15 protein-coding genes are annotated in these 23,915 nt (G+C 58.3%); 1 reads left to right on the top strand and 14 read right to left on the bottom strand.

What is annotated here, in order from left to right; genetic code table 11:
- Nucleotides 1-10: 10 nt before the first annotated feature.
- The 13 genes from QMN23_RS13450 to amrS form a co-directional block, all read right to left on the bottom strand.
- Nucleotides 11-676 (bottom strand): GTP-binding protein, encoded by a 666-nt coding sequence (locus QMN23_RS13450; protein ID WP_281999841.1) that lies wholly within the window; start codon nucleotides 674-676, stop codon nucleotides 11-13.
- Between the two features lie 56 nt (nucleotides 677-732).
- On the bottom strand, nucleotides 733-1,719 hold the full coding sequence (locus QMN23_RS13455; RefSeq protein WP_281999842.1) for an HD-GYP domain-containing protein: 987 nt from the start codon (nucleotides 1,717-1,719) through the stop codon (nucleotides 733-735).
- Nucleotides 1,719-2,537, bottom strand: a complete 819-nt coding sequence (locus QMN23_RS13460; RefSeq protein WP_281999843.1) for an ATP-binding response regulator — start codon at nucleotides 2,535-2,537, stop codon at nucleotides 1,719-1,721. The genes QMN23_RS13455 and QMN23_RS13460 overlap by 1 nt, the downstream gene beginning before the upstream one ends.
- Nucleotides 2,538-2,562: 25 nt before the next feature.
- On the bottom strand, nucleotides 2,563-6,444 hold the full coding sequence (locus QMN23_RS13465) for a PAS domain S-box protein (protein ID WP_281999844.1): 3,882 nt from the start codon (nucleotides 6,442-6,444) through the stop codon (nucleotides 2,563-2,565).
- Nucleotides 6,445-6,843: 399 nt separating this feature from the next.
- Complete coding sequence (locus tag QMN23_RS13470; RefSeq protein ID WP_281999845.1) at nucleotides 6,844-7,464, bottom strand: HAD family hydrolase; 621 nt, start codon at nucleotides 7,462-7,464, stop codon at nucleotides 6,844-6,846.
- Nucleotides 7,465-7,481: 17 nt separating this feature from the next.
- Entirely contained in the window at nucleotides 7,482-7,796 is a 315-nt protein-coding gene (locus QMN23_RS13475) for an HNH endonuclease (RefSeq protein ID WP_282003906.1), read from the bottom strand.
- Nucleotides 7,797-7,820: 24 nt separating this feature from the next.
- A complete protein-coding gene (gene rnhA, locus QMN23_RS13480) occupies nucleotides 7,821-8,270 on the bottom strand; it encodes a ribonuclease HI (RefSeq protein WP_281999846.1) in 450 nt (149 codons plus the stop codon).
- Nucleotides 8,254-8,907 (bottom strand): lysophospholipid acyltransferase family protein, encoded by a 654-nt coding sequence (locus QMN23_RS13485; protein ID WP_281999847.1) that lies wholly within the window; start codon nucleotides 8,905-8,907, stop codon nucleotides 8,254-8,256. The genes rnhA and QMN23_RS13485 overlap by 17 nt, the downstream gene beginning before the upstream one ends.
- A 364-nt stretch (nucleotides 8,908-9,271) precedes the next feature.
- A complete protein-coding gene (locus QMN23_RS13490; RefSeq protein WP_281999848.1) occupies nucleotides 9,272-16,303 on the bottom strand; it encodes a putative Ig domain-containing protein in 7,032 nt (2,343 codons plus the stop codon).
- A gap of 93 nt (nucleotides 16,304-16,396) precedes the next feature.
- Entirely contained in the window at nucleotides 16,397-17,356 is a 960-nt protein-coding gene (locus QMN23_RS13495; protein ID WP_281999849.1) for a peptidylprolyl isomerase, read from the bottom strand.
- 31 nt (nucleotides 17,357-17,387) lie between these two features.
- Nucleotides 17,388-18,836 carry a S8 family peptidase gene (locus QMN23_RS13500; RefSeq protein WP_281999850.1) on the bottom strand — a complete coding sequence of 483 codons (1,449 nt, stop codon included), beginning with the start codon at nucleotides 18,834-18,836 and terminating at the stop codon, nucleotides 17,388-17,390.
- Nucleotides 18,837-18,942: 106 nt separating this feature from the next.
- Nucleotides 18,943-20,328, bottom strand: a complete 1,386-nt coding sequence (locus QMN23_RS13505) for a cytochrome c3 family protein (protein WP_281999851.1) — start codon at nucleotides 20,326-20,328, stop codon at nucleotides 18,943-18,945.
- A gap of 754 nt (nucleotides 20,329-21,082) precedes the next feature.
- A complete protein-coding gene (amrS, locus tag QMN23_RS13510) occupies nucleotides 21,083-22,111 on the bottom strand; it encodes an AmmeMemoRadiSam system radical SAM enzyme (RefSeq protein ID WP_281999852.1) in 1,029 nt (342 codons plus the stop codon).
- 426 nt (nucleotides 22,112-22,537) lie between these two features.
- Here amrS and QMN23_RS13515 point away from each other — a divergent pair, with 426 nt between their 5' ends.
- On the top strand, nucleotides 22,538-22,690 hold the full coding sequence (locus QMN23_RS13515) for a hypothetical protein (RefSeq protein ID WP_281999853.1): 153 nt from the start codon (nucleotides 22,538-22,540) through the stop codon (nucleotides 22,688-22,690).
- Nucleotides 22,691-22,814: 124 nt separating this feature from the next.
- Here the strand turns inward: QMN23_RS13515 and rodA are convergent, their stop codons facing one another.
- Complete coding sequence (gene rodA / locus QMN23_RS13520) at nucleotides 22,815-23,915, bottom strand: rod shape-determining protein RodA (protein WP_281999854.1); 1,101 nt, start codon at nucleotides 23,913-23,915, stop codon at nucleotides 22,815-22,817.

The raw sequence follows: 23,915 nt of genomic DNA on the forward strand, positions 1-23,915 counted from the left end.
CTGCTCCCCCTTACGTTTCCGGCTGATCGACCCGGTTGACCAGCCGTTGCACGAAGGTCGCCCGATCAAGGCCATGATCTTCCCGCAGCCGGTGTTTCAGATCGATATGGTCGTAGATCAGCCCCGCCACTTCGCGAAACGTCTCCACTACCCCCCACCCCTGGAGCGCCGAGGCAAGCACGACCGGAATGCCGGTCGGTCCCCAGATGCGGGAGATCTCGGTCTCCGAGATGATCTCTTTCAGATCACGCTTGTTGAACTGCACGACCAGCGGCAGCTGCTCGATGTCGATCCCGACCAGCGCCAGGTTCTTTTCGAGATTCGCGAAACTTTCGCCGTTGTTGGCCCCTTCCGCGTACTGCGAATCGGCGACGAACACGACGCCGTCGGCCCGCTGCAGAACCGCTTTCCGGGTGGCGTCGTGGCGGACCTGCCCCGGCACGGTATACACCTTGACCTTGATCTTCAGCCCGCTCGGCGCCACCAGGAAAAACGGCAGCAGGTCGAAAAAAATCGTCCGGTCGTCGGTAGTATCGAGCATCATCAATTCACCCCGCCCCTCCCGGGCAAGGAGGTCGTGGAGACGGAGCAGATTGGTGGTCTTGCCCGACAGCGCCGGCCCGTAATAGACCAGCTTCAGAACCATCCGCTGCTGTGATTCATCGTACTCGATCACGTTGTTCCCTCCGGCTGCCGTTACGTGGTGCCGTCCCCGGCACCGGTCCGCCACCTTCAGCCATGCTGTTCATCCTCAGCCGCGAGAGAATCGGGGATCACGCCGTTCGTCCGCAGCACACCGAGGAAGATCGTCACCAGTTGCGGATCGAGGGCGCTCCCGGCCATCGAGGAAAAAATCTCTACCGCCTTGCGCATCGGGAAGGCCCGGCGATAGGGGCGGTCGGTCGTCAAGGCGTCGAATACATCGGCAGCAGCAACGATCCGGGCCTCCAGCGGAATCTGCTCGCCGGCCAATCCGTGGGGATAGCCGTCGCCATCGTACCGTTCGTGGTGGGAAAGGACGATGTTCAGGATGGTCGGCGACAGATGGGCCTGCTGGACGACTTCCGCCCCCCAGTCCGGATGCTTCTTCAGCGTCTCGAAATCGCTGGCGTTGACGGGGCCGCCGAAATTGAGGATTGCATCGGGAACGCCGATCTTGCCGCAATCGTGCAGCCAGCTGCCGAAACGGATATCCTTGACGGTCCGCTGCGGCAGGTGCAACGCTTCGGCGAGCATCAGCGCGTAAGCGGCGACCCGCCCGCAGTGCCCCTTGGTGTAGGGGTCCTTCAGTTCGATCGTCTGGGCCAGCGACCGGAGGATCGTCTCGTCTTCCTCCCGCAACGCCTTGATGGTTCGGTAGCGTTGCAAGGATTGCCTGACTGTTTCGACGAACTCGTCATTGTCCCAGGGTTTGACAACGAAGCGGTAAACCTCGCCCCGGTTGATCGCCGCCAGAGCGGTGGGAAGATCGGCATAGGCGGTCATCAGGATTTTCACCGCATACGGTGAGACATATTTCAGATCCGCCAGGAAATCGAGCCCCCGCTTGCCCGGCATCAGATTGTCGGAAACGACGACCGCAATCTCTTCCTGTGCGATGATCTCCAGGGCCTGGTCGGCATTCCCGGCAAAGCTGAGCGCAATGTCGTTGTCGACGAACAACCTTTCAATCGAACTGAGAATGGATGCTTCATCATCGACGAACAGAACTTTTTCCATTAGCGCCCCTCTCCACGAATCAGGACCACTACGGTCCCCTGTTGGCCCTCTTCATCAAGTGCCGCGATCCGCACCTGGAGCGGCATCCCCCGCAACACCAGTTCCCGCCCCTGCTCCCCGTCGCCGGCCGGCTTGATCAGATCGAGAAAGGCGGCGGGAAGCGCCCCGTCAGCCTGGGAGCCGACCAGTTGGCCGAGTTCGCAACCGAGCAGGTCCGCACACTCCTGGTTGCACTGCGCGACGACCCCCTCGGGATCGATCCCGAGCACTGCTACCGGGAGGGCATCGAGAATGTTCTGGGCCCGGCTGAGCACCCGATTCTGCAGCATCAGTACCCGGGTCCGTTCGAGCACCTTCTCTTCGAGAATCTGATTGATGCGGGCAAGTTCGTCGTTTTTCCGGGTCAACTCGGCCAGCAGCTGAACATTGTGCTGGTGGAGGAAATAGCGCTCGATGGCATTGACGATGGTCACCCGTACTTCGTCTTCGTTCCACGGCTTCGGAATAAATTTGTAAATCTGCCCGTCGTTGATCGCCGACACAATGGCAGCCGTATCGGCATAGCCCGACAGGACGATCCGGATCGTATCGGGCCACTGCTTGCAGACTTCCCGCAGGAAATCGACGCCGTTCATGATCGGCATCCGGTAATCGGAGATCACGATATGGATCGGCTGGACTTTCTCCAGGGTTGCCAATCCCTCCTCGGCCGACGAACAGGTCAGGATTTCGTAGTCGTCGTCCATGAACATCCTTTCCAGAGCCCGCAGGACGTTCACCTCGTCGTCGACGCAAAGAATTTTCACTCGCTCTTCCATCGCCTTCTCCCTTCCTCCCGCCGGTTCAGCTCGGCCGGCTATCCGACGTAATCATCGGCAGGCGGACCGTAAAGGTTGTCCCCACCCCCACCTCGCTCGCCACCGACAAATCACCGCCATGCTTCTTGACGATATCGTAACTGATCGACAAGCCGAGGCCGGTTCCTTTGCCAACCTCCTTGGTGGTAAAGAACGGCTCGAAAATCCGGGACAGGTTCTCGACCGGGATCCCGGCCCCCGTATCCGCGATCGACACAAACAGCGATTTTTCGTCGGTCCAGGTCCGGACGGCGATCTCCCCCTGTTTGTCGATGGCATGGGCGGCATTGACCAGCAGGTTCATGAATACCTGGTTGAGCTGCTGGGGGTAGCACTTGATCAGCGGGATGTCGCCGTAATCCTTGTTAAGAGTCGCCTTGTACTTGATTTCGTTCCAGACGATATTGATCGTGCTGTCCAGACATTCGTGAACGCTCGCCATTTTACATTCCGCCTCATCCACCCGGGAAAAACTCTTCAGGTCCTGAACGATCTTGCGCACCCGGTCGGCACCGTCGAGGGATTCGGCGATCAGGCTACCGATATCGTCCAGCACGTAATCGATCTTCAGCTGTTTCCTCCCGGCCGCGATCTCAGCAATGACGGCTTGATCGCCGCTGGCGGCAAGCATCTCCTCCAGCGTTTTGATAAAGGTGGCAAGCTTATCCTGGTACTTGCCAAGGGTACCAAGATTGCTGGTGATAAAGCCGATCGGGTTGTTGATCTCGTGGGCCACGCCGGCGGCAAGCTGACCGATCGACGCCATCTTCTCTTTCTGCAGCATCTGGGCATGGGCCGATTTCAACTCACCGTAGGCCTCCTCCAGGGCCGCCGAAACTCGCTTGATTTCCGTAGTGTCATGGAGGGTAATCACCCCGCCGCCCGTGCCGGTCTCACCTTCGCCATACGTGTAATGGGCGAGGAAAAACCAGCGGTCGCTCGGCCGGTGATAATATTCACGCCCTCGTCCCGACATCGCGCCCTCTTCCATCTCCGGTGTCAGGAGCAGTTCCTGCCACGAGGTGCCGACAATCTCCTGGTTACCTTTCCCGGTAAGCTCCAGGACCGCCTTGTTGCAGCGGCGAATCTTCCCCTGCCGGTCGATCAGCAGCACCAGGTCGGCCATGCAGTTGAGGGTCTCTTCCCATTCGTTCTTCGCTTTTTCGACCTGTTTGAACAGGCTGCTCAACTGCTCGTGCTTGACTACCAGTTCGGCCTTGCTCTTCAGCAGAGCGCGCTCGGCCTCCTTGCGGGCAGTGATGTCCTCTTTTACGGCCAGGTAGTGGGTAATCTGCCCCTCGCTGTCGTAAATCGGCGCAATGGTGGCAAACTCCCAGAAAAATTCCCCGTTTTTCCTTTTATTGTGCAGTTCACCCCGCCACTCGCCGCCGCTCGTAATGGTTTCCCAGAGCTGCCGGTACTTATCCGCCTGGGTGTCTCCCGATTTGAGGATACGGGGGTTCTGGCCAATTGCCTCGTGCAGCCCGTAGCCGGTCACCTGGACGAATTTCTGGTTGACGTATTCGATCGTCCCCTCTGTATCGGTAATAACGATCGAACTGGCACTCTGCTCGACCGCCCGCATCAATTTCCGCAGTTCATCCTCGGCCTTGCGGCGCTCGGAAATATCGAAGCAGACGCCGATGTAGCCGGCAAACTGGCCGGTCAGGTCGTGGAACGGCCGACCGTTGTCGACAAGCCAGCGGTATTCGCCCGAAGCGTGGCAGAGGCGGTACTCAATGACAAACGGCTCTTGGGCGTTAAATGCCTGCCGATAGCTGATCAGACAATGGTCGCGATCATCGGGATGGACGTTTTGGAGCCATCCCTCGCCAAGCTCCTGCTCCAATGTCCGGCCGGTAAAATCGAGCCAGGTCCGGTTGAAATAGTTGCAGAGGCCGTTCACGCCGGCCCGCCAGATCGGCGCCGGAAACTCCTCGAAGAGTGTTAGGTAAAAATCCCGCAGCTTGGCAACGTTCTCTTCGGCAATTTTACGCTGAGTAATATCCTGCAACGTTTCGACAACGGCGATCATTGTCCCGTCGGCAAGGCGGACCGGCGCCGCATCGAAAGAGATGTAACGGGCTTTGCCGCCGAGGTGGGTGTACCAGCCCTCCGCCTGCAGCCCTTCGCGTGTCATGGTGGAGGGGGCGATCGAATGGAAATAGGCCGCGGCAGTATCGCGATCGCCGCTGAGTACCACATCGGCCAGGGTAGGCCGTTCCCGATCGTAAAATCCCTGCCACTGCCGCGACGTACCGATAACCTGCGGTGCCGGCAGTCCGGTCAATTCCTCGCAGGCCCGGTTCCAGATGATAACCCGGTGCTGGGCATCGATGACAAACATCGGCACGGCCGCATTCTGAATCAGGCTTTCGGCAAAATCCCGCTGGGCCCGCACTACTTCCTCCATCACCTTCCGTTCGGTAATGTCCTGGAAGCTGCTTCGGATTCCGCGCGGCGCGCCGTCCGGCGTCATCACCCGGTGACAGTTGTGGGTAAGCCAGCGGACCGTTCCCGACTTGGTCACAATCCGGAGATCGAGCGGATCATGCCAGCTTTCGGAAGGCGGACTTGCCAGATGGTTCGTCCAGACATCACGTTCGTCGGGATGGACCAGCTCATTGAATAGCCCGGGACGGGCATAGAATTCCCGGTCTTCATAACCGGTCAGCTGCAGACAGTTGGAAGATATAAAGCGGATGACCCCGGCTTCGTCATGCCAGACCGCCAATTCGCTCGTAAACTGGGCCACGATCCGGTATTTCTCCTGCTTCTGCCGCAAATCGGCGCTCTTCCGATCGATTTCCGCGAGCATCGCATTGAAGGCCTGTGCCAAATCGCCGATCTCGTCTCTACCCGGCCGGGCAATAAAGCGTTCAGCACCCCGTTTGCCGCCAACCGTCCGGACATGGGCGGTAAGTCCCAGGAGAGGGGCGGTCAGGAATTTCATCAGCAGCCAGACGATCGCCGTCGACAACACCAGGGCAACCACAAGGAAGGCAAAAATGCGCCCCCGGGCTTTAACCAGCGGCGCATACGCTTCGGCGAGGGGATAATGGCAGGCAAGTATCCAATCCACCGCTTTCAGGTGGACAAAGGAAGAGATGCCGCGCACGCTCTTGGAATTGAGATTCTCCAGCGAGCCGTCGAAGCCCGCCAGCGCTTGGTCGATGCCGGCATTACGGCCCGGCGGCACGTAGTCGAGGATGCGTGATTTCTCTTTATGCACCGCAAGGTGGCGCTTCGCAGTTATGGCATAAACATAGCCGCTCGTGCCGATGCGCAGGCTGGCAATGGCCCCGAGGAACGTATCGTTGAGGAGGTTGTGCCGGCCAACCAGCAGCCCGACGATCCTGCCGCGGACGTCATGAATCGGCACTACAAAGGCAATGGCGGGATGATGGCCAGCACAGCCGGCCTCATAAGGATCGGAAATCAGGGCTTGGTCGTTTTGCAGCGCCTGCCGGAAAACCGGATGTTTTACGAACTCGTCTGCCCGATGTCCGTCCAGGCAGCTGGTCCCTCCCAGAGATGCTCCCGTTGCCGACAGGACATACATCCCGTCGTCGAAAAACATCCGCGCCTCGCTCTCTTCGTCGAGAAAACGGCGCAGCTGCTTGGGCTGGCCGAGATCGGCCAGCGGAACCCTCTGGGCGATATGGGTCAATTGCTCCCTGGCCACGGAGAGCTTCTCGTCGATTTGCCCTGCCAAAGAGGTGATTAACAGCATCTGGTCGCGAGCAATCGAAGTTTTATAGGCAGCAGCCGAATCCCGATACGCCACCCAGGCCATGGTCGACATCAGCGCCAGCACCAGTAGCGATACGGCAACCGTCATGGTCAATTTCAAACTACCGCAGATCATTTTTACCCCCGTCCTACTGGCTCGGGCAACGATCGAAACCAAGGAGCGCCTGCGACAACAGAAACGGCCCGACAGGCGGATACTCGTTAAGCCCTACCGAAACAACATGGCGATTCGGTATACGCTCCTTATCGGCATCAAAAACAAAACATTAAATTGGAAAATTCAAAAAGATTGAACGGTTAGCACATATATAAACCACAGCGGGCCACGCGGAAATCCGGATTGACCGGCGCAGCATCAATGGTTACGCGCTGTTCGGCAGACAGTGAAGGTCGAGGCGGAGGGGATTGTTTGAAGGGGAGGAGACAATGCTCTCGATAAACAAAGCGACTGCGGGAAAATTTTTCAGGAAAAGCGGCCGGGAAAGAGCGATAAGGCGGATAACGGAGAAGGGCTTCAGCTCAGCAGAGAAACGATCTCACGGTGATCGTAAATCGAGCGGCACGCCGGATACTCGGCCCGGTACGCCACGAACGGAACCCCGGCCGCGGCCGCGGCAGCCCGATCGACCTCGGAATCGCCGACAAACAGCGCCTCTTCCGGAGTGAGGGAAAAGTGTTCCAGCACCTTGTGCAGCGGCTCGGGATGGGGCTTCGGGTTCCGCACCCGGGCGGCGGTCATCACGCAACCGAAATAATCCTTCAGCCCGAACGTCTCCAGGACCAGTTCCATCGACGTCGAACGATTGGTGCAGACCGCCAGCGACACCCGTGATCGCAGCTGTTCGAGCGTCTCGCGGAAACCGGCTTCCATCCGCATCAGGGGAACCAGTTCGCGGTAGTCGATCGTTCCGGCAAGGCGAATCGCCTCTTCGCGCCGGGGATCGCCGGCAAAGAGATATTCCATCACGTCGCGGTTCGAATAGGTGTGCAGAATCCGCATCGTCTCGGTATCACCGCGATCGAGCGCCAGGCCGAAATTCTCCAGGACTTTTGCGTAAAAGGCCAGGTTGGCCTCGAAGGAGTCGAACATCACCCCGTCACAGTCGTAAATTACCGCCTTGACCTGCACATGCACCTCATTTTTCCCGGCATCTAGCACTCTTCGCCGTCACCGGTCCGCTGCTGACGCTGCAGATATTCCTCCCATTCAAGGGGGAGCAGATACTTCTTCCGGTTGTTGCATTCCTTGCAGGCGGGAACCACGTTGCCACGGCTGCTCTTACCGCCACGAACAATCGGCACCAGGTGATCCATGGTCAGCTCGTCAGGAGCGAAGGTCCCGCCACAGTAATGGCAGATCCCCCGGGCAAGCCGGCTCTTCCACCACTGGCTCCGGCGCAGTTCCCGGGCCTTTTCTTTCTCCCGCCTGATCTCCTGTTCGGAAACCTCAACAATGAAATAGTCCATCATCTCTTCCCGCTGTTCGGGAGGCTACCGCCCGCCAGTGCGGAACGTGGCAATGGCCTGGCGCGCCAGGGCATCGCACCGCTCGTTCTCCGCATGACCGTTGTGCCCGCGGACCCATACCCACTCGATCGCATGAATCCCCGCCAACTCCCGGAGCCGTTCCCACAGATCACGATTCAAAACCGGCTCTTTCTTGCTATTGACCCATCCCTTGCGCACCCACCCGGCCAGCCATTCGGTCATCCCCTTCACCAGGTATTGCGAATCGGTGGTAATGACCACCTGACAGGGACGGGTCAGCGATTCCAGGGCGGTAATGGCCGCCAGAAGTTCCATGCGGTTGTTGGTAGTATCCCCGTCAGCCCCCGAAAGCTCCCGCTCGGTGTTCCCGTAGCGGAGAATCGCCCCAAAACCGCCGGCACCCGGATTACCACTGCAGGCACCGTCGCAGAATATTTCAACCTTTTTCGACATAGGCCCCTTCCGCCCGGAGCAGGTCGGCAATCGACCCCATCACCCGTTCCACAATCAACTGGTGGGTCTCCTTGCAGTCTTCACGCTGATAGAGGTCGGTAAAATCGAGCGGCTTGCCGAAAACTACCAGTGCCTGCTGGCCCACCCCGGGGAATTTCCAGTGATTGAGGCCGATCAGCGCCGTCGGCACCACCACCGGCCGGGTATCGAAAATGATCTTTCCAACCCCCCGATTACCGGTACCGAGCACCCCATCCTTGTGCCTGGTCCCCTCGGGAAAGAGCATCACCTTATCGGTACCGAGCAGTTCATTGATCTGCCTGCCGGCCCGCACGTCCCGGCCGCGCTTGACCGGAAACGCCCCCCACGACGAATAGAGCCATCCCTGGAACCGTTTCTGAAACAGCTCTTCCTTGGCGGGAGCCCAGAGCATTTGCAGAGGGAACGAGTGCATTATCGCCCAAGGGATAAAGATCGTCTCGTAAGCGGAAATGTGGTTGGATGCAATGAGCACCCCACCCGAGCGGGGGATGTTTTCCTCCCCCTTGACCCGAAACCGGTTGATTCCGGAAGCGTAAATTCCGATCACATGGGCGGAAAAAGTCGCCCAAAGACGGCGGAGCAACGATGCTTTCAAGGAAACCTCTTAATGAATTTGATGAGGACAGTTATATCACTAATCGTTCTGGAGAGGCAACCGGGAATGGGACACCACACATACCGGCACAGCGTTTAAAACTGCGGCGAGTTACGATCGCATCAGGATCACCGGGCATCCTCGACCATAAGGCAACGGACACGGCGTGGACTCGACAACGGCAGCTGCCTGCCGAAGCGATCCTGGCCCAGAAGGCTTCACAGCCTCCGTTGTTCAGGAGCCGTCACCGGCAGGCGCCAAGAACAACAAAAGGGCGGGGAGAGTTGCCCTCCCCCCGCCCTACAGCAATACTATCACCCACAGGCCCGGGTGGCTATCGTCCCCTCCCCGGCAGGTCGTCGACTTATTGGAGAAACAGCTGCGCTCCTCGGGTGGCAATCGCCTGGACTACAGCTGCATGGTGATTTTCGCCACCGGCTGATAAACCGGTCGAAATCGCCGCGTGGCCACGACTGACCCTGACGACAAAATATTGCGTTGTTGCAAGCCCGGAAGAGTCGCTAACGCGGAGGATAACCTGGTAAAGGCCGGTCTGGTCATGTTTCGGCACCCAGGTAATCAGCCCCGTTTCGCTGTCGATCACCATCCCTGCTGGCTTTTTAAGTAACGAAAACGATAGCGGTTCGTCGTCGGAACTGGCAGCCGTAACCGCGTAAGAATAAGCGGTCTCAACAGTTGCCATGGCAACCGGCATAGAGGTAATGACCGGTGGCTTTCTCCTGTCCAGCACGGTGATCGAAAAAGACTGCAGCGCCGATAATCCCGCAGCATTCGTCACCCGAACCACGACCGGATAATCGCCTGTTTTGTTCGGCCGCCAGCTTATCAGGCCGCTCAAGGAATTGATTTTCATCCCATCAGGTTTGCTATCGAGAGAATAGCGCAATGAGGCGCCACTGGGATCGGTTGCGTCAACATTGTAAGAATAGACCTTCTTGACGGTCGCGACTGACGGCGGAGTGGAGGTAATTTGTGGCGGCAGATTCACCGAGGAGCTGGTAATGCTGATGGTAAAGCTTTGTTCGGTAACGGCCGTCCCGTCGCCGACACTGACGGTGACCGCCGCCGTTCCCGCCTGCGCCGCCGTCGGCGTCCAGCTGAGCACGCCGCCGTTCATTGTCATCCCGCTCGGTCCGCTGACCAGCGCGTAGCTCAGAGGATCGCCGTCGGCATCGCTGGCCGCCGGAGCGTAGCTGTAGACTTTCCCTTCAGTGGCACTGCTCGGCGGGGTGCTAGTGAAGACCGGCGCCCGGTTGGTGTTGCTGACACTCCAGCTGAAGCTGGCGGTCCCTTTCGCACCACTCGGATCGCTGACGGTGATGGTCACGGTGTACGGACTCGCCGCGGCGGCGTTATAACCGATGGTACCGCTGATCACTCCGCTGGTGGCGTTGATGCTCAGACCTTCCGGCAGACCGCTGGCGCTGTAGCTGACGGTGTCGCCATCAGGATCGCTCCCTTGGATTGCCAGGCTGACCGTGGCTCCCTCGGCACCCGCCTGGTTGGCTGGAGCAGTGACGCTCGGCGCCCGGTTGACATTGCTGACACTCCAGCTGAAGCTGGCGGTCCCTTTCGCACCACTCGGATCGCTGACGGTGATGGTCACGGTGTACGGACTCGCCGCGGCGGCGTTATAACCGATGGTACCGCTGATCACTCCGCTGGTGGCGTTGATGCTCAGGCCTTCCGGCAGACCGCTGGCGCTGTAGCTGACGGTGTCGCCATCAGGATCGCTCCCTTGGATTGCCAGGCTGACCGTAGCTCCTTCGGCACCCGCCTGATTGGCCGGAGCAGTGACGCTCGGCGCTCGGTTGACGTCGGTCACGACCAGGGTGTAGCTCTGGTCGGTCGCAGCACCACGGCTGTCGGTGGCCCGCACGGTTACCGGATAGCTGCCGGCCTGACTGTAGCTCGGCGTCCACTCGACGGTCGCCCCATTGAGTGCCATGCCGCTCGGGCCGGATACCAGGCTGTAGCTGATGCTGTCGCCATCACTGTCGCTCGCAACGACGACGTAGCGGTAAGCAACATCTTCGACGGCCATGGTCAGCGGGGTGCTGGTAAAGGTCGGAGCATTGTTCTTACTGACACTGATGGTGAAGCTTTGTTCGGTAACGGCCGTCCCGTCGCCGACACTGACGGTGACCGCCGCCGTTCCCGCCTGCGCCGCCGTCGGCGTCCAGCTGAGCACGCCGCCGTTCATTGTCATCCCGCTCGGTCCGCTGACCAGCGCGTAGCTCAGAGGATCGCCGTCGGCATCGCTGGCCGCCGGAGCGTAGCTGTAGACTTTCCCTTCAGTGGCACTGCTCGGCGGGGTGCTGGTGAAGACCGGCGCCCGGTTGGTGTTGCTGACACTCCAGCTGAAGCTGGCGGTCCCTTTCGCACCACTCGGATCGCTGACGGTGATGGTCACGGTGTACGGACTCGCCGCGGCGGCGTTATAACCGATGGTACCGCTGATCACTCCGCTGGTGGCGTTGATGCTCAGACCTTCCGGCAGACCGCTGGCGCTGTAGCTGACGGTGTCGCCATCAGGATCGCTCCCTTGGATTGCCAGGCTGACCGTGGCTCCCTCGGCACCCGCCTGGTTGGCTGGAGCAGTGACGCTCGGCGCCCGGTTGACATTGCTGACACTCCAGCTGAAGCTGGCGGTCCCTTTCGCACCACTCGGATCGCTGACGGTGATGGTCACGGTGTACGGACTCGCCGCGGCGGCGTTATAACCGATGGTACCGCTGATCACTCCGCTGGTGGCGTTGATGCTCAGACCTTCCGGCAGACCGCTGGCGCTGTAGCTGACGGTGTCGCCATCAGGATCGCTCCCTTGGATTGCCAGGCTGACCGTGGCTCCCTCGGCACCCGCCTGGTTGGCTGGAGCAGTGACGCTCGGCGCCCGGTTGACATTGCTGACACTCCAGCTGAAGCTGGCGGTCCCTTTCGCACCACTCGGATCGCTGACGGTGATGGTCACGGTGTACGGACTCGCCGCGGCGGCGTTATAACCGATGGTACCGCTGATCACTCCGCTGGTGGCGTTGATGCTCAGACCTTCCGGCAGACCGCTGGCGCTGTAGCTGACGGTGTCGCCATCAGGATCGCTCCCTTGGATTGCCAGGCTGACCGTAGCTCCTTCGGCCCCCGCCTGATTGGCCGGAGCAGTGACGCTCGGCGCCCGGTTGACGTCGGTCACGACCAGGGTGTAGCTCTGGTCGGTCGCAGCACCACGGCTGTCGGTGGCCCGCACGGTTACCGGATAGCTGCCGGCCTGACTGTAGCTCGGCGTCCACTCGACGGTCGCCCCATTGAGTGCCATGCCGCTCGGGCCGGATACCAGGCTGTAGCTGATGCTGTCGCCATCACTGTCGCTCGCAACGACGACGTAGCGGTAAGCAACATCTTCGACGGCCATGGTCAGCGGGGTGCTGGTAAAGGTCGGAGCATTGTTCTTACTGACACTGATGGTGAAGCTTTGTTCGGTAACGGCCGTCCCGTCGCCGACACTGACGGTGACCGCCGCCGTTCCCGCCTGCGCCGCCGTCGGCGTCCAGCTGAGCACGCCGCCGTTCATTGTCATCCCGCTCGGTCCGCTGACCAGCGCGTAGCTCAGAGGATCGCCGTCGGCATCGCTGGCCGCCGGAGCGTAGCTGTAGACTTTCCCTTCAGTGGCACTGCTCGGCGGGGTGCTGGTGAAGACCGGCGCCCGGTTGGTGTTGCTGACACTCCAGCTGAAGCTGGCGGTCCCTTTCGCACCACTCGGATCGCTGACGGTGATGGTCACGGTGTACGGACTCGCCGCGGCGGCGTTATAACCGATGGTACCGCTGATCACTCCGCTGGTGGCGTTGATGCTCAGACCTTCCGGCAGACCGCTGGCGCTGTAGCTGACGGTGTCGCCATCAGGATCGCTCCCTTGGATTGCCAGGCTGACCGTGGCTCCCTCGGCACCCGCCTGGTTGGCTGGAGCAGTGACGCTCGGCGCCCGGTTGACATTGCTGACACTCCAGCTGAAGCTGGCGGTCCCTTTCGCACCACTCGGATCGCTGACGGTGATGGTCACGGTGTACGGACTCGCCGCGGCGGCGTTATAACCGATGGTACCGCTGATCACTCCGCTGGTGGCGTTGATGCTCAGACCTTCCGGCAGACCGCTGGCGCTGTAGCTGACGGTGTCGCCATCAGGATCGCTCCCTTGGATTGCCAGGCTGACCGTGGCTCCCTCGGCACCCGCCTGGTTGGCTGGAGCAGTGACGCTCGGCGCCCGGTTGACATTGCTGACACTCCAGCTGAAGCTGGCGGTCCCTTTCGCACCACTCGGATCGCTGACGGTGATGGTCACGGTGTACGGACTCGCCGCGGCGGCGTTATAACCGATGGTACCGCTGATCACTCCGCTGGTGGCGTTGATGCTCAGACCTTCCGGCAGACCGCTGGCGCTGTAGCTGACGGTGTCGCCATCAGGATCGCTCCCTTGGATTGCCAGGCTGACCGTGGCTCCTTCGGCACCCGCCTGATTGGCCGGAGCAGTGACGCTCGGCGTCCGGTTGACATTGCTGACACTCCAGCTGAAGCTGGCGGTCCCTTTCGCACCACTCGGATCGCTGACGGTGATGGTCACGGTGTACGGACTCGCCGCGGCGGCGTTATAACCGATGGTACCGCTGATCACTCCGCTGGTGGCGTTGATGCTCAGGCCTTCCGGCAGACCGCTGGCGCTGTAGCTGACGGTGTCGCCATCAGGATCGCTCCCTTGGATTGCCAGGCTGACCGTGGCTCCTTCGGCACCCGCCTGATTGGCCGGAGCAGTGACGCTCGGCGTCCGGTTGACATTGCTGACACTCCAGCTGAAGCTGGCGGTCCCTTTCGCACCACTCGGATCGCTGACGGTGATGGTCACGGTGTACGGACTCGCCGCGGCGGCGTTATAACCGATGGTACCGCTGATCACTCCGCTGGTGGCGTTGATGCTCAGACCTTCCGGCAGACCGCTGGCGCTGTAGCTGACGGTGTCGCCATCAGGATCGCTCCCTTGGATTGCCAGGCTGACCGTGGCTCCTTCGGCACCCGCCTGATTGGCCGGAGCAGTGACGCTCGGCGTCCGGTTGACATCGGCAATGATCAGAGTATATGACTGCGTTGCCGAAAATCCGGCGGGATCACTGACCTTGGCGGTAACCGTATAGCTACCCGCATCGCTGTATGTGGGAGACCAAGAAACCACCCCTGACGAGTTGATCGTCATTCCTGCAGGAGCCGCCGTCAGCGCATAGGAAAGAAGATCGCCATCGGGATCGCTGGCCTCCACGGGATAGCGGTAGGCCGCGCCTTCGACCCCGACGGTAACAGGGGAAGAAGTAATCGTCGGCGCCCGGTTCGGAACGACGACCTCCACCGTGAACGTTTGACTGGCACTCAATGCTCCGTCGCTCACGGCGATGGTCACTGTGTTGCTGCCTGCCTGGGAAACCGTCGGCGTCCAGGCCAGGTTACCAAGGGAATCGATCTCCATGCCGGCCGGGGCCGCGGATAAACCGAAGGTTAACGAATCGCCGTTCGGATCGCTGGCCACAACGTGATACGTATAGGCAACGCCGGCAGTGGCCGACATCACGGGTGTCGAACTGATCGTGGGTGGCTCATTGACTTTGCTGTCGGTGACCGTAACGGTAAAGCTCTGTGTCGCGGTGGCAAACTTCATATCCATGACTGTTACAACCAGATCATAACTACTCGGGGTCGAACTGCCGGGAGTCCAGCTGATAAGGCCGGTAGTACGATCAATGGTGATCCCCGGCGGAACCGTTTTGCCGGTAGGAGCGCTGAGGAGGTAATAAAAGGTATCGCCATCGGGGTCATTGGCGACAACCTGATACGAATAGAGCTGTCCGACCACCGCCGCAGTGGCCGGGGTCGACGAAATCACCGGCGCACGATTCGGCACCGAGACGGCAAGTGAATATGTTTGGCTTGTCGACAGAGCTCCGTCGCTCACGCTGAGGGTGACCGGAAAAGTCCCCCCTTGTTCCATTGCCGGTGTCCAGGTGATGAGCCCGCCGGTCGAGATCGACATTCCCGTGGGAGCATTATCGAGCGCATACTGCAGCACCGTGCCGGCATCGGGATCGCTTGCCGTCACCTGATACTGGTAGACGGTTCCGGCAACAGCTGTCGTGCCGGGCTTTGAGTTAATCGTCGGCGGATGATTGCACAGCAGGCTGACATCCTGGACTACCCGGGGATAGGTTTCATCACTGAGAATCGTTGTCTTGTTGGCGGTGTTGCTGGCGGTGATGTCGGCAGTTGAATTGAAGAGAACCGTTGCCTGTACCGTCTGCTGGGGCAGTCCGGCACCGGCAAGCGGGAGGTTCCAGACGATTGCACTTGAGGCCGGATCGTAAGAACCACCGTCAGTGGCCGAGACAAATCCCAGGCCCGCCGGTACCGTGTCGGTAATGACCAGATTGTGCAAGTCAACCGAATTCACCGTATTATCATATACGTACGTATAGGTCACCGGCTGGCCGTAACCAACACATTCTCCGCCGTGGCTCTTTGCCAAGACGAGCGGCTTCGACGGATAGACGTTGTCAACGATGTCAAAGGAGACCGAGCCATTGGCCGCAAGTGCCAAATCCCACTGGAATGCATACTGAATGTCGGCATTTGTCGTAAACGGCCCGGAGAAATTGTCAAGATCGTAAGGCGTGCTGCCATTGGCCAGCGTCCCGACAAACTGGTTCATATCGATGCTATGCCGGCTCGGCGGCATGGTGAATTCTTCCACCACGGTATAGCCTTTGCCGTTGGTGTCGCTGGCGCTGTTGAATCCGGCCTGATAGGCCCGGTTGTTGGTGATCACCGCGTTGTCGTAACTGAACGGCAGGCTCAGATCATAATCGGCATAGGCAAAGAAGTGGAAGTCAAGCGGGGCGCCGGTCAGGTTCGTGATCTTGACCGAACGGGTCAATTTGGACCGTTTGCTGCCGGCCTGATAACCGGTAAGCTTATACGTCAGCTCGATCCGATAGGTACCATCAAGAGCAGTGTAGCTCAGCGGGAGGACAGCTGGATCGGCAAGAGCAGTCGGCCTGTTTATGGTGAACGTACCGTCGGGATCTTCGTTCGAGATTACCGGCAGTTCCGGACCACTATTGCCGACCCGGCAATAGAACATCAGCTGGGAGACATATTCCTTGCCGTCGACCAGCCAAGAATAGAGACCATAGGTGGAGGCATCCTCAACGCTGGCCGACGAATTGAGACTTCCGGTACCAAGAGCCCAGTCGGCGGCAGCGGCGTGCCTTCCGCTACCAAGCACCACCATGGCGATCACGAACAACAAACTCCCCACCCTGCCCAACTTCACAAAATAACTCATGCTTCGCCACCTGTCTCCTTTTGCGTGGGCTGGGTTTGTCGGCACCCGTGCCCGAACTCCGCCGCGCAAAGCGCCGACCCGGCGCTGTCCCGATTAATTGAGATTAACGATTATCCGTGCTTTTCTCTTCAGTTCCTCAACTTGCTCTTCGATCTTCCGGCGTTGATAGTCTTTCTGTAGATATTGGGCAATAAAGGATTTAACCTGCTCAAAAGGCTTTACCGCCGTCGGCCTTCTCTCAACGACCTGCAGCAGATGGACGCCGTACTCGGTCCGCGCGATCCCGATCTCGCCCGGCTTCAACGCGGCGACGGCGGTATCGAAAGCGGCAGGCATAAACCCTTTCTTGATATAGCCGAGATCCCCGCCATTGCGCGCCGAAGCACAGTGCGAATACTGCCGCGCCAGCTCGGCAAAGTCGGCTCCGCCAATAACCTTCGCGCGGAGTTCCTCGGCCTCTTTTTGCGTTTTGGCGATCTCCTCCGGCGAGGCATCACCGGTAAGTTCGAGCAGGATATGGCGAACCTTGACGGACTCGGGCTCTTTGAACTTATCCAGGTTTTGCGCGTAGAATTTTTTCAGTTCCTCTTCAGGGACCTGCAGGGATGCGATGCCCGTCTGCCGCAGATACTCGTCGACCAAAACATCTCGCCGTGCCGCTTCATATGCCGCCGGGCCGGCGAGTACCGCGCCTTTTACCTGATGATTGGCACTCTTTAAGGCCTGGAGCCGCCGGGCAATCAGTTCATCGACTTCCTTACCGGCGTTCGCCGCTCCCGCCTGCACCAGCAATTCCATGTCGATCAGTTTATCCAGCTCTTGCCGGCGAATGCGTTGGCGAAAATCTTCCGAAACGATGCGAAACCCGCTTTTGCGGTACTTGGCAATCGCCAAATCGACAGCCGATTCCAGTTGTGCAGTAGTGATCGGGCTGTCGTTGACGGTGGCAACGACAGCCTTTTCATCCGCACCGCTGGCAGTGCCCCCCCGAACAATACTGAGCGATGAAACCAGGGTAACTGCCAACAACAACATCAGGCGAGAACACGTCATGAAATTGATGACTCCAAAGATGGGAGAATAATCAGCGGCTGGCCACGACGATATCGGCACTTGTCCCCGGGGAGCCCAAAGGGCAAAAAACCAGCGACAATTCCTCGTCGGTAGTGAACTGATAGGAGACGGACCCGTCTGAATGCCTTTTGAAGCTGAAGGTCATTGCTCGCCGGTGAGCGCCGGTAGCGGTTACCTTTCTGAGCAGCAGGGCCTGAAGCCCGTCATTCTCGACCGTGATCGTGTACGATCCAGCCGGCAGCGGCACTACAACCTCGTCAGCCTTGACCGCCCCCCTGGTTCGGGCAATCGTAAAACTGATACCCTGCGTTGCCAGCACCGCTTTTTCCGCATCGACCAGCCCATAGCCGTAGTAGATATCACGCCCCGTAATACCCAGATCGCGGGCCGTCGCCACGAGACGCGCGCGAATCTCGTCGGCAATCCGACCATCACGGTTGGTATCCCAGACCCCCTTGGAGAAAAGCAGGGCCGCAACGCCTGCAACATGGGGAGCGGCTTGTGATGTGCCGTAGTGCGTGATATAACCGCCGCCAATCGCCGTGGAAAGGATGTTGTGGCCGGGAGCCGCAAGCTCGACCTGAGGGCCGTAACTGGAAAAGGTGCCGATCGTATCGTCCTGATAGGTTGCCGAAACGGCAATCACCGAATCATAGGCCGCCGGGTACAAAACAGTCCCGGGGCTGTAGTTACCGGCAGAGGCAACGATCACTATTCCGGCCTGGTATGCCTTATTGCAGGCCTCTTCCAGGGCGGTCGAACTCTCGGGGCTGCCGATGCTGATATTGATGACATTCATCTTGTTTTCGATCGCCCATTCGATACCGGCAATGATGGTGCTGACGTATCCCCCGCCACCGCCGTCGAGAACCTTGACGGCATACAGGGAAGCACCGGGCGCTACCCCGACCACACCGGTACCGTTGTTGAGGGCAGCGATGATCCCGGCGACATGGGTTCCGTGACTGGTGCCATAGGCATCGTCGAACGGATCGTTGTTGTCGGCGATAAAATTGTACCCGCCCTTGTAATTTGCCGCCAAGTCGGGATGGGTATAGTCGATGCCGGTATCCAGCACCGCCACCTTGACCCCGGCACCGGTTACCCCCATCGCCACCGCCTTGTCGGCACCAATGTGCTGCACTCCCCAGGAAGCCGCGTAGTCGGCCGTTACAACCGGTTCGACAACAGAAACGACCGGATCGCTTTCCACATAGGCGACATCGGGGTCATTCTTCAAGCGGACGATCTCTTCTTCAGAAAGTGTCGCCGATATTGCATTGACGAATTTATGAAGTCTCCTGATGCGCCCGCCGGACCGATGAATCTTATCCCGCTGCTGCGTTTCGGTGACGGTTGCCGCATGGCGGAAACCGACGATGACCCTTTTCTCTGCCGCACCGGCCGAAGAGGCGATGCAGAGTAGCGCCGAAAGAATGACGAGCAGAACACGATTCATGGTGAATCCTTTACCTTCCTGAGCTGATAAAAGCGGAGCACGCTATGAAATGCCCGCAAATGGGACGGGGGAAATTCCCCCGTCCCGTGCTGCGCAACAGTGATGCTTACCGTCTAGTTTTCTTGGTAGCCGCCTGAATCTTCGCGGAAACCGTTCCATAGACGGTTTTTGCCGTAATGACCGTGCCCGAAACGAATGCCGGGCTGGTGGCAATAATTTTGGTGTCACTCCAGAAGACGACCGAAGCCTGGGTCGCACCGGCATAGACACCAACGCCAGAGTTGTAGTCGGCGGCTGGAGCCGGGCCGAAGCCGGTCCCCGTGAGGGTCAGCGTCGAACCAGTGCCGAGCACGGCAGACTTGACCGCCACCTGCGGTGCCACGGTGAGCTTGGCGATATTGCTTTGCTTGTCCTCTTTCATGATCCGCAGCTGGTAGATCCCCTGGGTCAGGACGGGGACATTCACCTTGATTTCGCTCTCGGTTACCGAGAAGGGCTGCAAGGTCAGCGACGTTACGCCATTGGTGATGGAAACGACCGGATTGTAGGTAGTCGTTCCGTCACCGCCGACGTTGGTGAAGCTGGCGCCGACAATGGTCAGCACCGATTCCTTGCCGGCGGTCAGCGTGTAAGCACTCTGGTCGTTAATGGCAGGAACGGTCGCACTGGCCGGCGAACCACCGTTGTTGAACCACGAGCCATGGCAGCCGACACAATCCCAGTTGTTGCCGATATGGCCCCAACCAAGATCTTCCTGACCAGGAACGATGGTGCCGGAGTTGGCCGTGGCCGGCGAATCCTTCTGGATGTTGTGCAAAGACTTCACGCCGTGGCACGCCTCGCACTGCCGGATCGGCGTAGTGGAGGAGAAATCGTGGCACCAGCTGCATTGCTGAATGCCCGTGCCATGATGGGTGTCGGCATTGCTGAAAATCGGTCGAACCGTGTTGGTGTTCGGATCGATGGCGGTAGCATCCGCCTGGTGGCAAGCTTCACAGCCATTGACGATCACCACATCGGTGGTCCCGGTTTTGACGACCTCGCGGCCGTCAGGCAGCGGGGTCACGGACGAAGACTGATAGGTCGGAATGTAATGGCCATCCTTCGGATTGTCGATGAAGCTGCCATGGCAGAACTTGCAATCCTGATCGTTGGCCTGGGTCGTCGTGTGGTGCGGCGACGATGTATGGCAATTGGAGCAGGTCCGGAAGTCCTGGAAGGTAAAGCCGCCGGAGCCGTCAGGAACAAGAACGTGGCAATCGAGGCACTGCTTCCCTTCCGTCGTGATCAGGGCGTGATGCCGTTGCACCAACACCGCGTCACTAACATGGCAACCGAGGCAGTCATCCCGGGTGAGATTGGGGAATTTCGTATCATAAATCCCCAGAAACTGGTTAACCGGCGGCGGCGGGACTGTCGCCCAGTTGACCGCAACTGCTCCGAGTACGAAGGCAGCCGCCAGCGAAATACTCGTCAACATCTTTTTTTTCATACCTTTCCACTCCTTTCATTAAGTTACAACATCCAAGCGAAGTGACTCATGTTCACTAGTCCGGCAGATATCGGAATCTCACCCCCCTTCCTGTTCAGGAGTATCTACCCCTTCCCTTGATCATCGACATTGGATTACCAACGCAGGTTCTCGTCTTACGTGATCGGCCGCCCAAGCGTGATGCCATGCAAACGATTTGGCCTTCTCCTTTTCAGGTATCATGGCCGTTGGATGGGAACTACAGCGCAGTTTGGAGCTACATCGGGAAACGAGAAGGAATTTGTGCAGCCCGAATTTGTTAAATTACGCTAAACTTTTTCGATAATGTAGCTATTGTGTTCATTTTGTCAAGGCAAACATTGCGGCATTTTAACTATAGTTTGCAAATTATCAACATAAAATTCACATATTGATGCACCAATATTTTGACATCGCTCGCACCTACACATAAGTATCACATTGTTTTCGTTACGGTTACCAACCATCAACCAAACCACAACAAAACCGATAAACGATCACCGCTGCGCCAAAAAACCAAACGCACCGCCTTTTTGCTTAGTTTTGTTTAATTATATAAACAATATATTGTTATATTTGCTTCGCCGAATAAAACCATGAAGGCCCGATTTTGCATGACATTTTACAGCCGCCAAGAAAATGATTGATTAATGCGTGTTAACGCAAGATAAGATTAAGCAATTCTTAGGCCAGAAAGGTGGGAAAGAGACACACTGACGCAACAGACAGGAAGTGGTCAACTAAGGATTTCGTCTCTCCAGAGGCCGGCAATAGCCATGGAGCAGGCGGGGCAAGCACCAGCCGCCAGGAGATTGGACTCGACCCGGAAGCCGAAGCGAACAACGAGTGGTTTATGACAACGCGGACAGAAAGTATTCTCACCGCCTTCTCCCGGGACATTTCCTTCATAAACGTAGCGAATCCCGGCATCCAACCCGATCTGTCTAGCTTTGCGCAGCGTATCTATCGGGGTCCGTCGCACGTTCTGCAGCTTGTACGTTGGATAGAACTGGGTAACATGCCACGGAGTATCAGGACCTACCCGCTCAACAATAAATCGTGCGAGATCGCGAAGTTCCTCGGCGGAGTCATTCAGCCCCGGAATCAGGAGGGTAGTCAATTCAATCCAGATCCCATGCTTCTTATATGTAACGATAGAGTCGAGGACTTCCGCCAGCACGGCATGGGCGACATCCCGATAAAACCGCTCAGTAAAGCCTTTCAGATCGATATTGGCGGCATCGAGGTACGGCGCAAGGTACGCCAGCGCTTCAGGAGTTATGTACCCATTGGTGACGAAAATGTTTTTGAGGCCGCGCTCGTGGGCCAATTTTGCGGTATCGTAGGCAAACTCGTAGAAAATGGTCGGCTCCGTATAGGTATAGGAAATTGACCGACATCCGGCAGCAATGGCAGAGTCGACAATCTCGCCGGGAGTCACCTCCGGATCGGCGGCAAGCGAATCAACGGAAATATTCTGCGAGATCTGGTAATTCTGGCAGTGAAGGCAGCGGAAATTGCACCCCCTGGTCGCAATCGAATAGGTACGACTACCGGGGAGAAAATGGAAGAGCGGCTTCTTTTCAACAGGATCGACGTTTTCGGCGACGAGACGGCCGTAGACGAGCGAATAGAGCATGCCACCGCGGTTTTCACGGACCGAGCAAATACCTTTTTTACCCTCCTGGATCAGACAGCGAAAACGGCACAATCCGCAACGGACCTTATCTTCGCCCAGCTTCTCGTAGAAAAGTGCCTCGTGCATCACTCCTCCAAAATTTAGCCTTTTCTCACACTATAGCAGAAATGTCGAAGGCATCAACGACCGCAGCAAGGCCACCGTGTTACGGCAACCATCGACACGGTCATCCAAACCGGGGTTGAAAAATTATGGCAAGATTATTTTTCGAGAAATGTCGACTAGCCCCCTCCAGACGGCCCACCTTCCGCCGTTATCTGGATAATTGTGTTTGATTGGCAACATAGCACGCTATTTCGCTATGTTAGCGCCAACCCAGGCCGCCTGCCGCGCGACATATGATTATCGATTTCAAAATCACGATCCATAAATTTAACACTAGAGAACTACAAACTGTTGTTTTGTTTGATCTTTATATATTTTACCCACTTGCCGTACTTTGTTTACTTGTTTATAGTTAAATAAACAAATCCAAGGAACGGAGGGATCATCATGAAATGCCCATTGTGCAACAACCGACTCGGCATCGAGATTGACATGCATTCGGACGGTTACGCTGATAACCTGCTGGAATGTACGGTGTGTGGGACAATCTGGCTGGAAACGCCGGCGGAAGTCATCTTGTTGAACAACAAGGTTGCCTGACGAAGACGACCCATCCGCCGGGCTTCGGGTTGGAGGATATCACGGCGTCCGAATCCCGGGAAGCCGGGGAGAGTGAACGTCTCGCTAGAGGCATGGTACCTCGGAGGGGAGTGGTTTTGCCCGGCTAGAACATAAATCGGCGCATACTGATATTGAGCAGGATGCCGATGCCGATCATCGACGTGATCATGGACGTCCCGCCATAGGAAAAGAGCGGCAGCGGAACGCCGACCACGGGAAAGATCCCGATGACCATGCCGATATTGATAACGATGTGCCAGAACAGCATTGCCGTGACCCCAACGGCCATCAGGCTGCCGAAACGGTCGTTGCAACGGCGGGCAATGTGCAGGCCCCAGAGAATGATGAGCAGGTACAACACCAGCAGCAGCAGGCAGCCAATGAACCCCCACTCCTCGGCAAATACCGAAAAGGCGAAGTCGGTATGCTGCTCGGGGAGGAAACGAAGTTGGGACTGCGTCCCCCGCATGAACCCCTTGCCCAGCACCCCTCCGGAACCGACGGCAATCTTGCTTTGAATGATGTGGTAGCCGCTTCCCAGGGGGTCCCGCTCCGGATCGAGAAAATCCAGGATCCGATTCTTCTGGTAGTCGCGCAGATAATAGCTCCAACTTATGTAAACCGCCGGAATTGCCGCCAGGACACAGGTCACTAGCGCCGACAGCCGAATACCGAGATAGGCCATCATCGAACCGGCAATCAGAATGACCAGGATCGCCGTGCCGAGGTCTGGTTGTTTCATGATCAGCAGCGCCGGCGCGCCGAGAAACAGCACGGGATAGAGAAGATCCTTGAGGGTCAGTCCGCCGACGGTCGCATAGTTGGTGAAAAAGCGGGCCAGCGTCATGATAGCGACAATCTTCATCGGCTCCGACGGCTGGATGCTGAAGAAGCCAAGATGAAGCCAGCGGGTGGCGCCCATCGAGGTTTTCCCTACCACCAGCACGACCACCAGAAGCAGGCAGAGAATCCCGTAGAGCCAATAGGCCACATCCTCGAACAGGTGATAGTCGAGACTGCACACAACAACAATCAGCAGCAGACCCACCAGGATCCAGTAGAGTTGCTTGATGTAGAACGGGGTGCCGGCCGGGGCGTATGAGGCAGAGGCACTGTATATATTGACCACGCCGAGCGCGCAGGCGGCAAGGACCAGGGCGAGCAGCGTCCAGTCGAAATTGGTTATCAGTCTTCGGTCGATCAT

Source organism: Geotalea uraniireducens (assembly GCF_027943965.1).
Taxonomy (GTDB): Bacteria; Desulfobacterota; Desulfuromonadia; order Geobacterales; family Geobacteraceae; genus Geobacter; species Geobacter uraniireducens.

Excerpts from the sequence above, each read along its gene's own strand:
- QMN23_RS13455 (WP_281999842.1), bottom strand. The coding sequence starts at position 1,719 with ATGGAAAAAGTTCTGTTCGTCGATGATGAAGCATCCATTCTCAGTTCG.
- QMN23_RS13460 (WP_281999843.1), bottom strand. The coding sequence starts at position 2,537 with ATGGAAGAGCGAGTGAAAATTCTTTGCGTCGACGACGAGGTGAACGTC.
- QMN23_RS13465 (WP_281999844.1), bottom strand. The coding sequence starts at position 6,444 with ATGATCTGCGGTAGTTTGAAATTGACCATGACGGTTGCCGTATCGCTA.
- QMN23_RS13475 (WP_282003906.1), bottom strand. The coding sequence starts at position 7,796 with ATGGACTATTTCATTGTTGAGGTTTCCGAACAGGAGATCAGGCGGGAG.
- rnhA (WP_281999846.1), bottom strand. The coding sequence starts at position 8,270 with ATGTCGAAAAAGGTTGAAATATTCTGCGACGGTGCCTGCAGTGGTAAT.
- QMN23_RS13490 (WP_281999848.1), bottom strand. The coding sequence starts at position 16,303 with ATGAGTTATTTTGTGAAGTTGGGCAGGGTGGGGAGTTTGTTGTTCGTG.
- QMN23_RS13495 (WP_281999849.1), bottom strand. The coding sequence starts at position 17,356 with ATGACGTGTTCTCGCCTGATGTTGTTGTTGGCAGTTACCCTGGTTTCA.
- QMN23_RS13500 (WP_281999850.1), bottom strand. The coding sequence starts at position 18,836 with ATGAATCGTGTTCTGCTCGTCATTCTTTCGGCGCTACTCTGCATCGCC.
- QMN23_RS13505 (WP_281999851.1), bottom strand. The coding sequence starts at position 20,328 with ATGAAAAAAAAGATGTTGACGAGTATTTCGCTGGCGGCTGCCTTCGTA.
- amrS (WP_281999852.1), bottom strand. The coding sequence starts at position 22,111 with ATGCACGAGGCACTTTTCTACGAGAAGCTGGGCGAAGATAAGGTCCGT.
- QMN23_RS13515 (WP_281999853.1), top strand. The coding sequence starts at position 22,538 with ATGAAATGCCCATTGTGCAACAACCGACTCGGCATCGAGATTGACATG.
- rodA (WP_281999854.1), bottom strand. The coding sequence starts at position 23,915 with ATGATCGACCGAAGACTGATAACCAATTTCGACTGGACGCTGCTCGCC.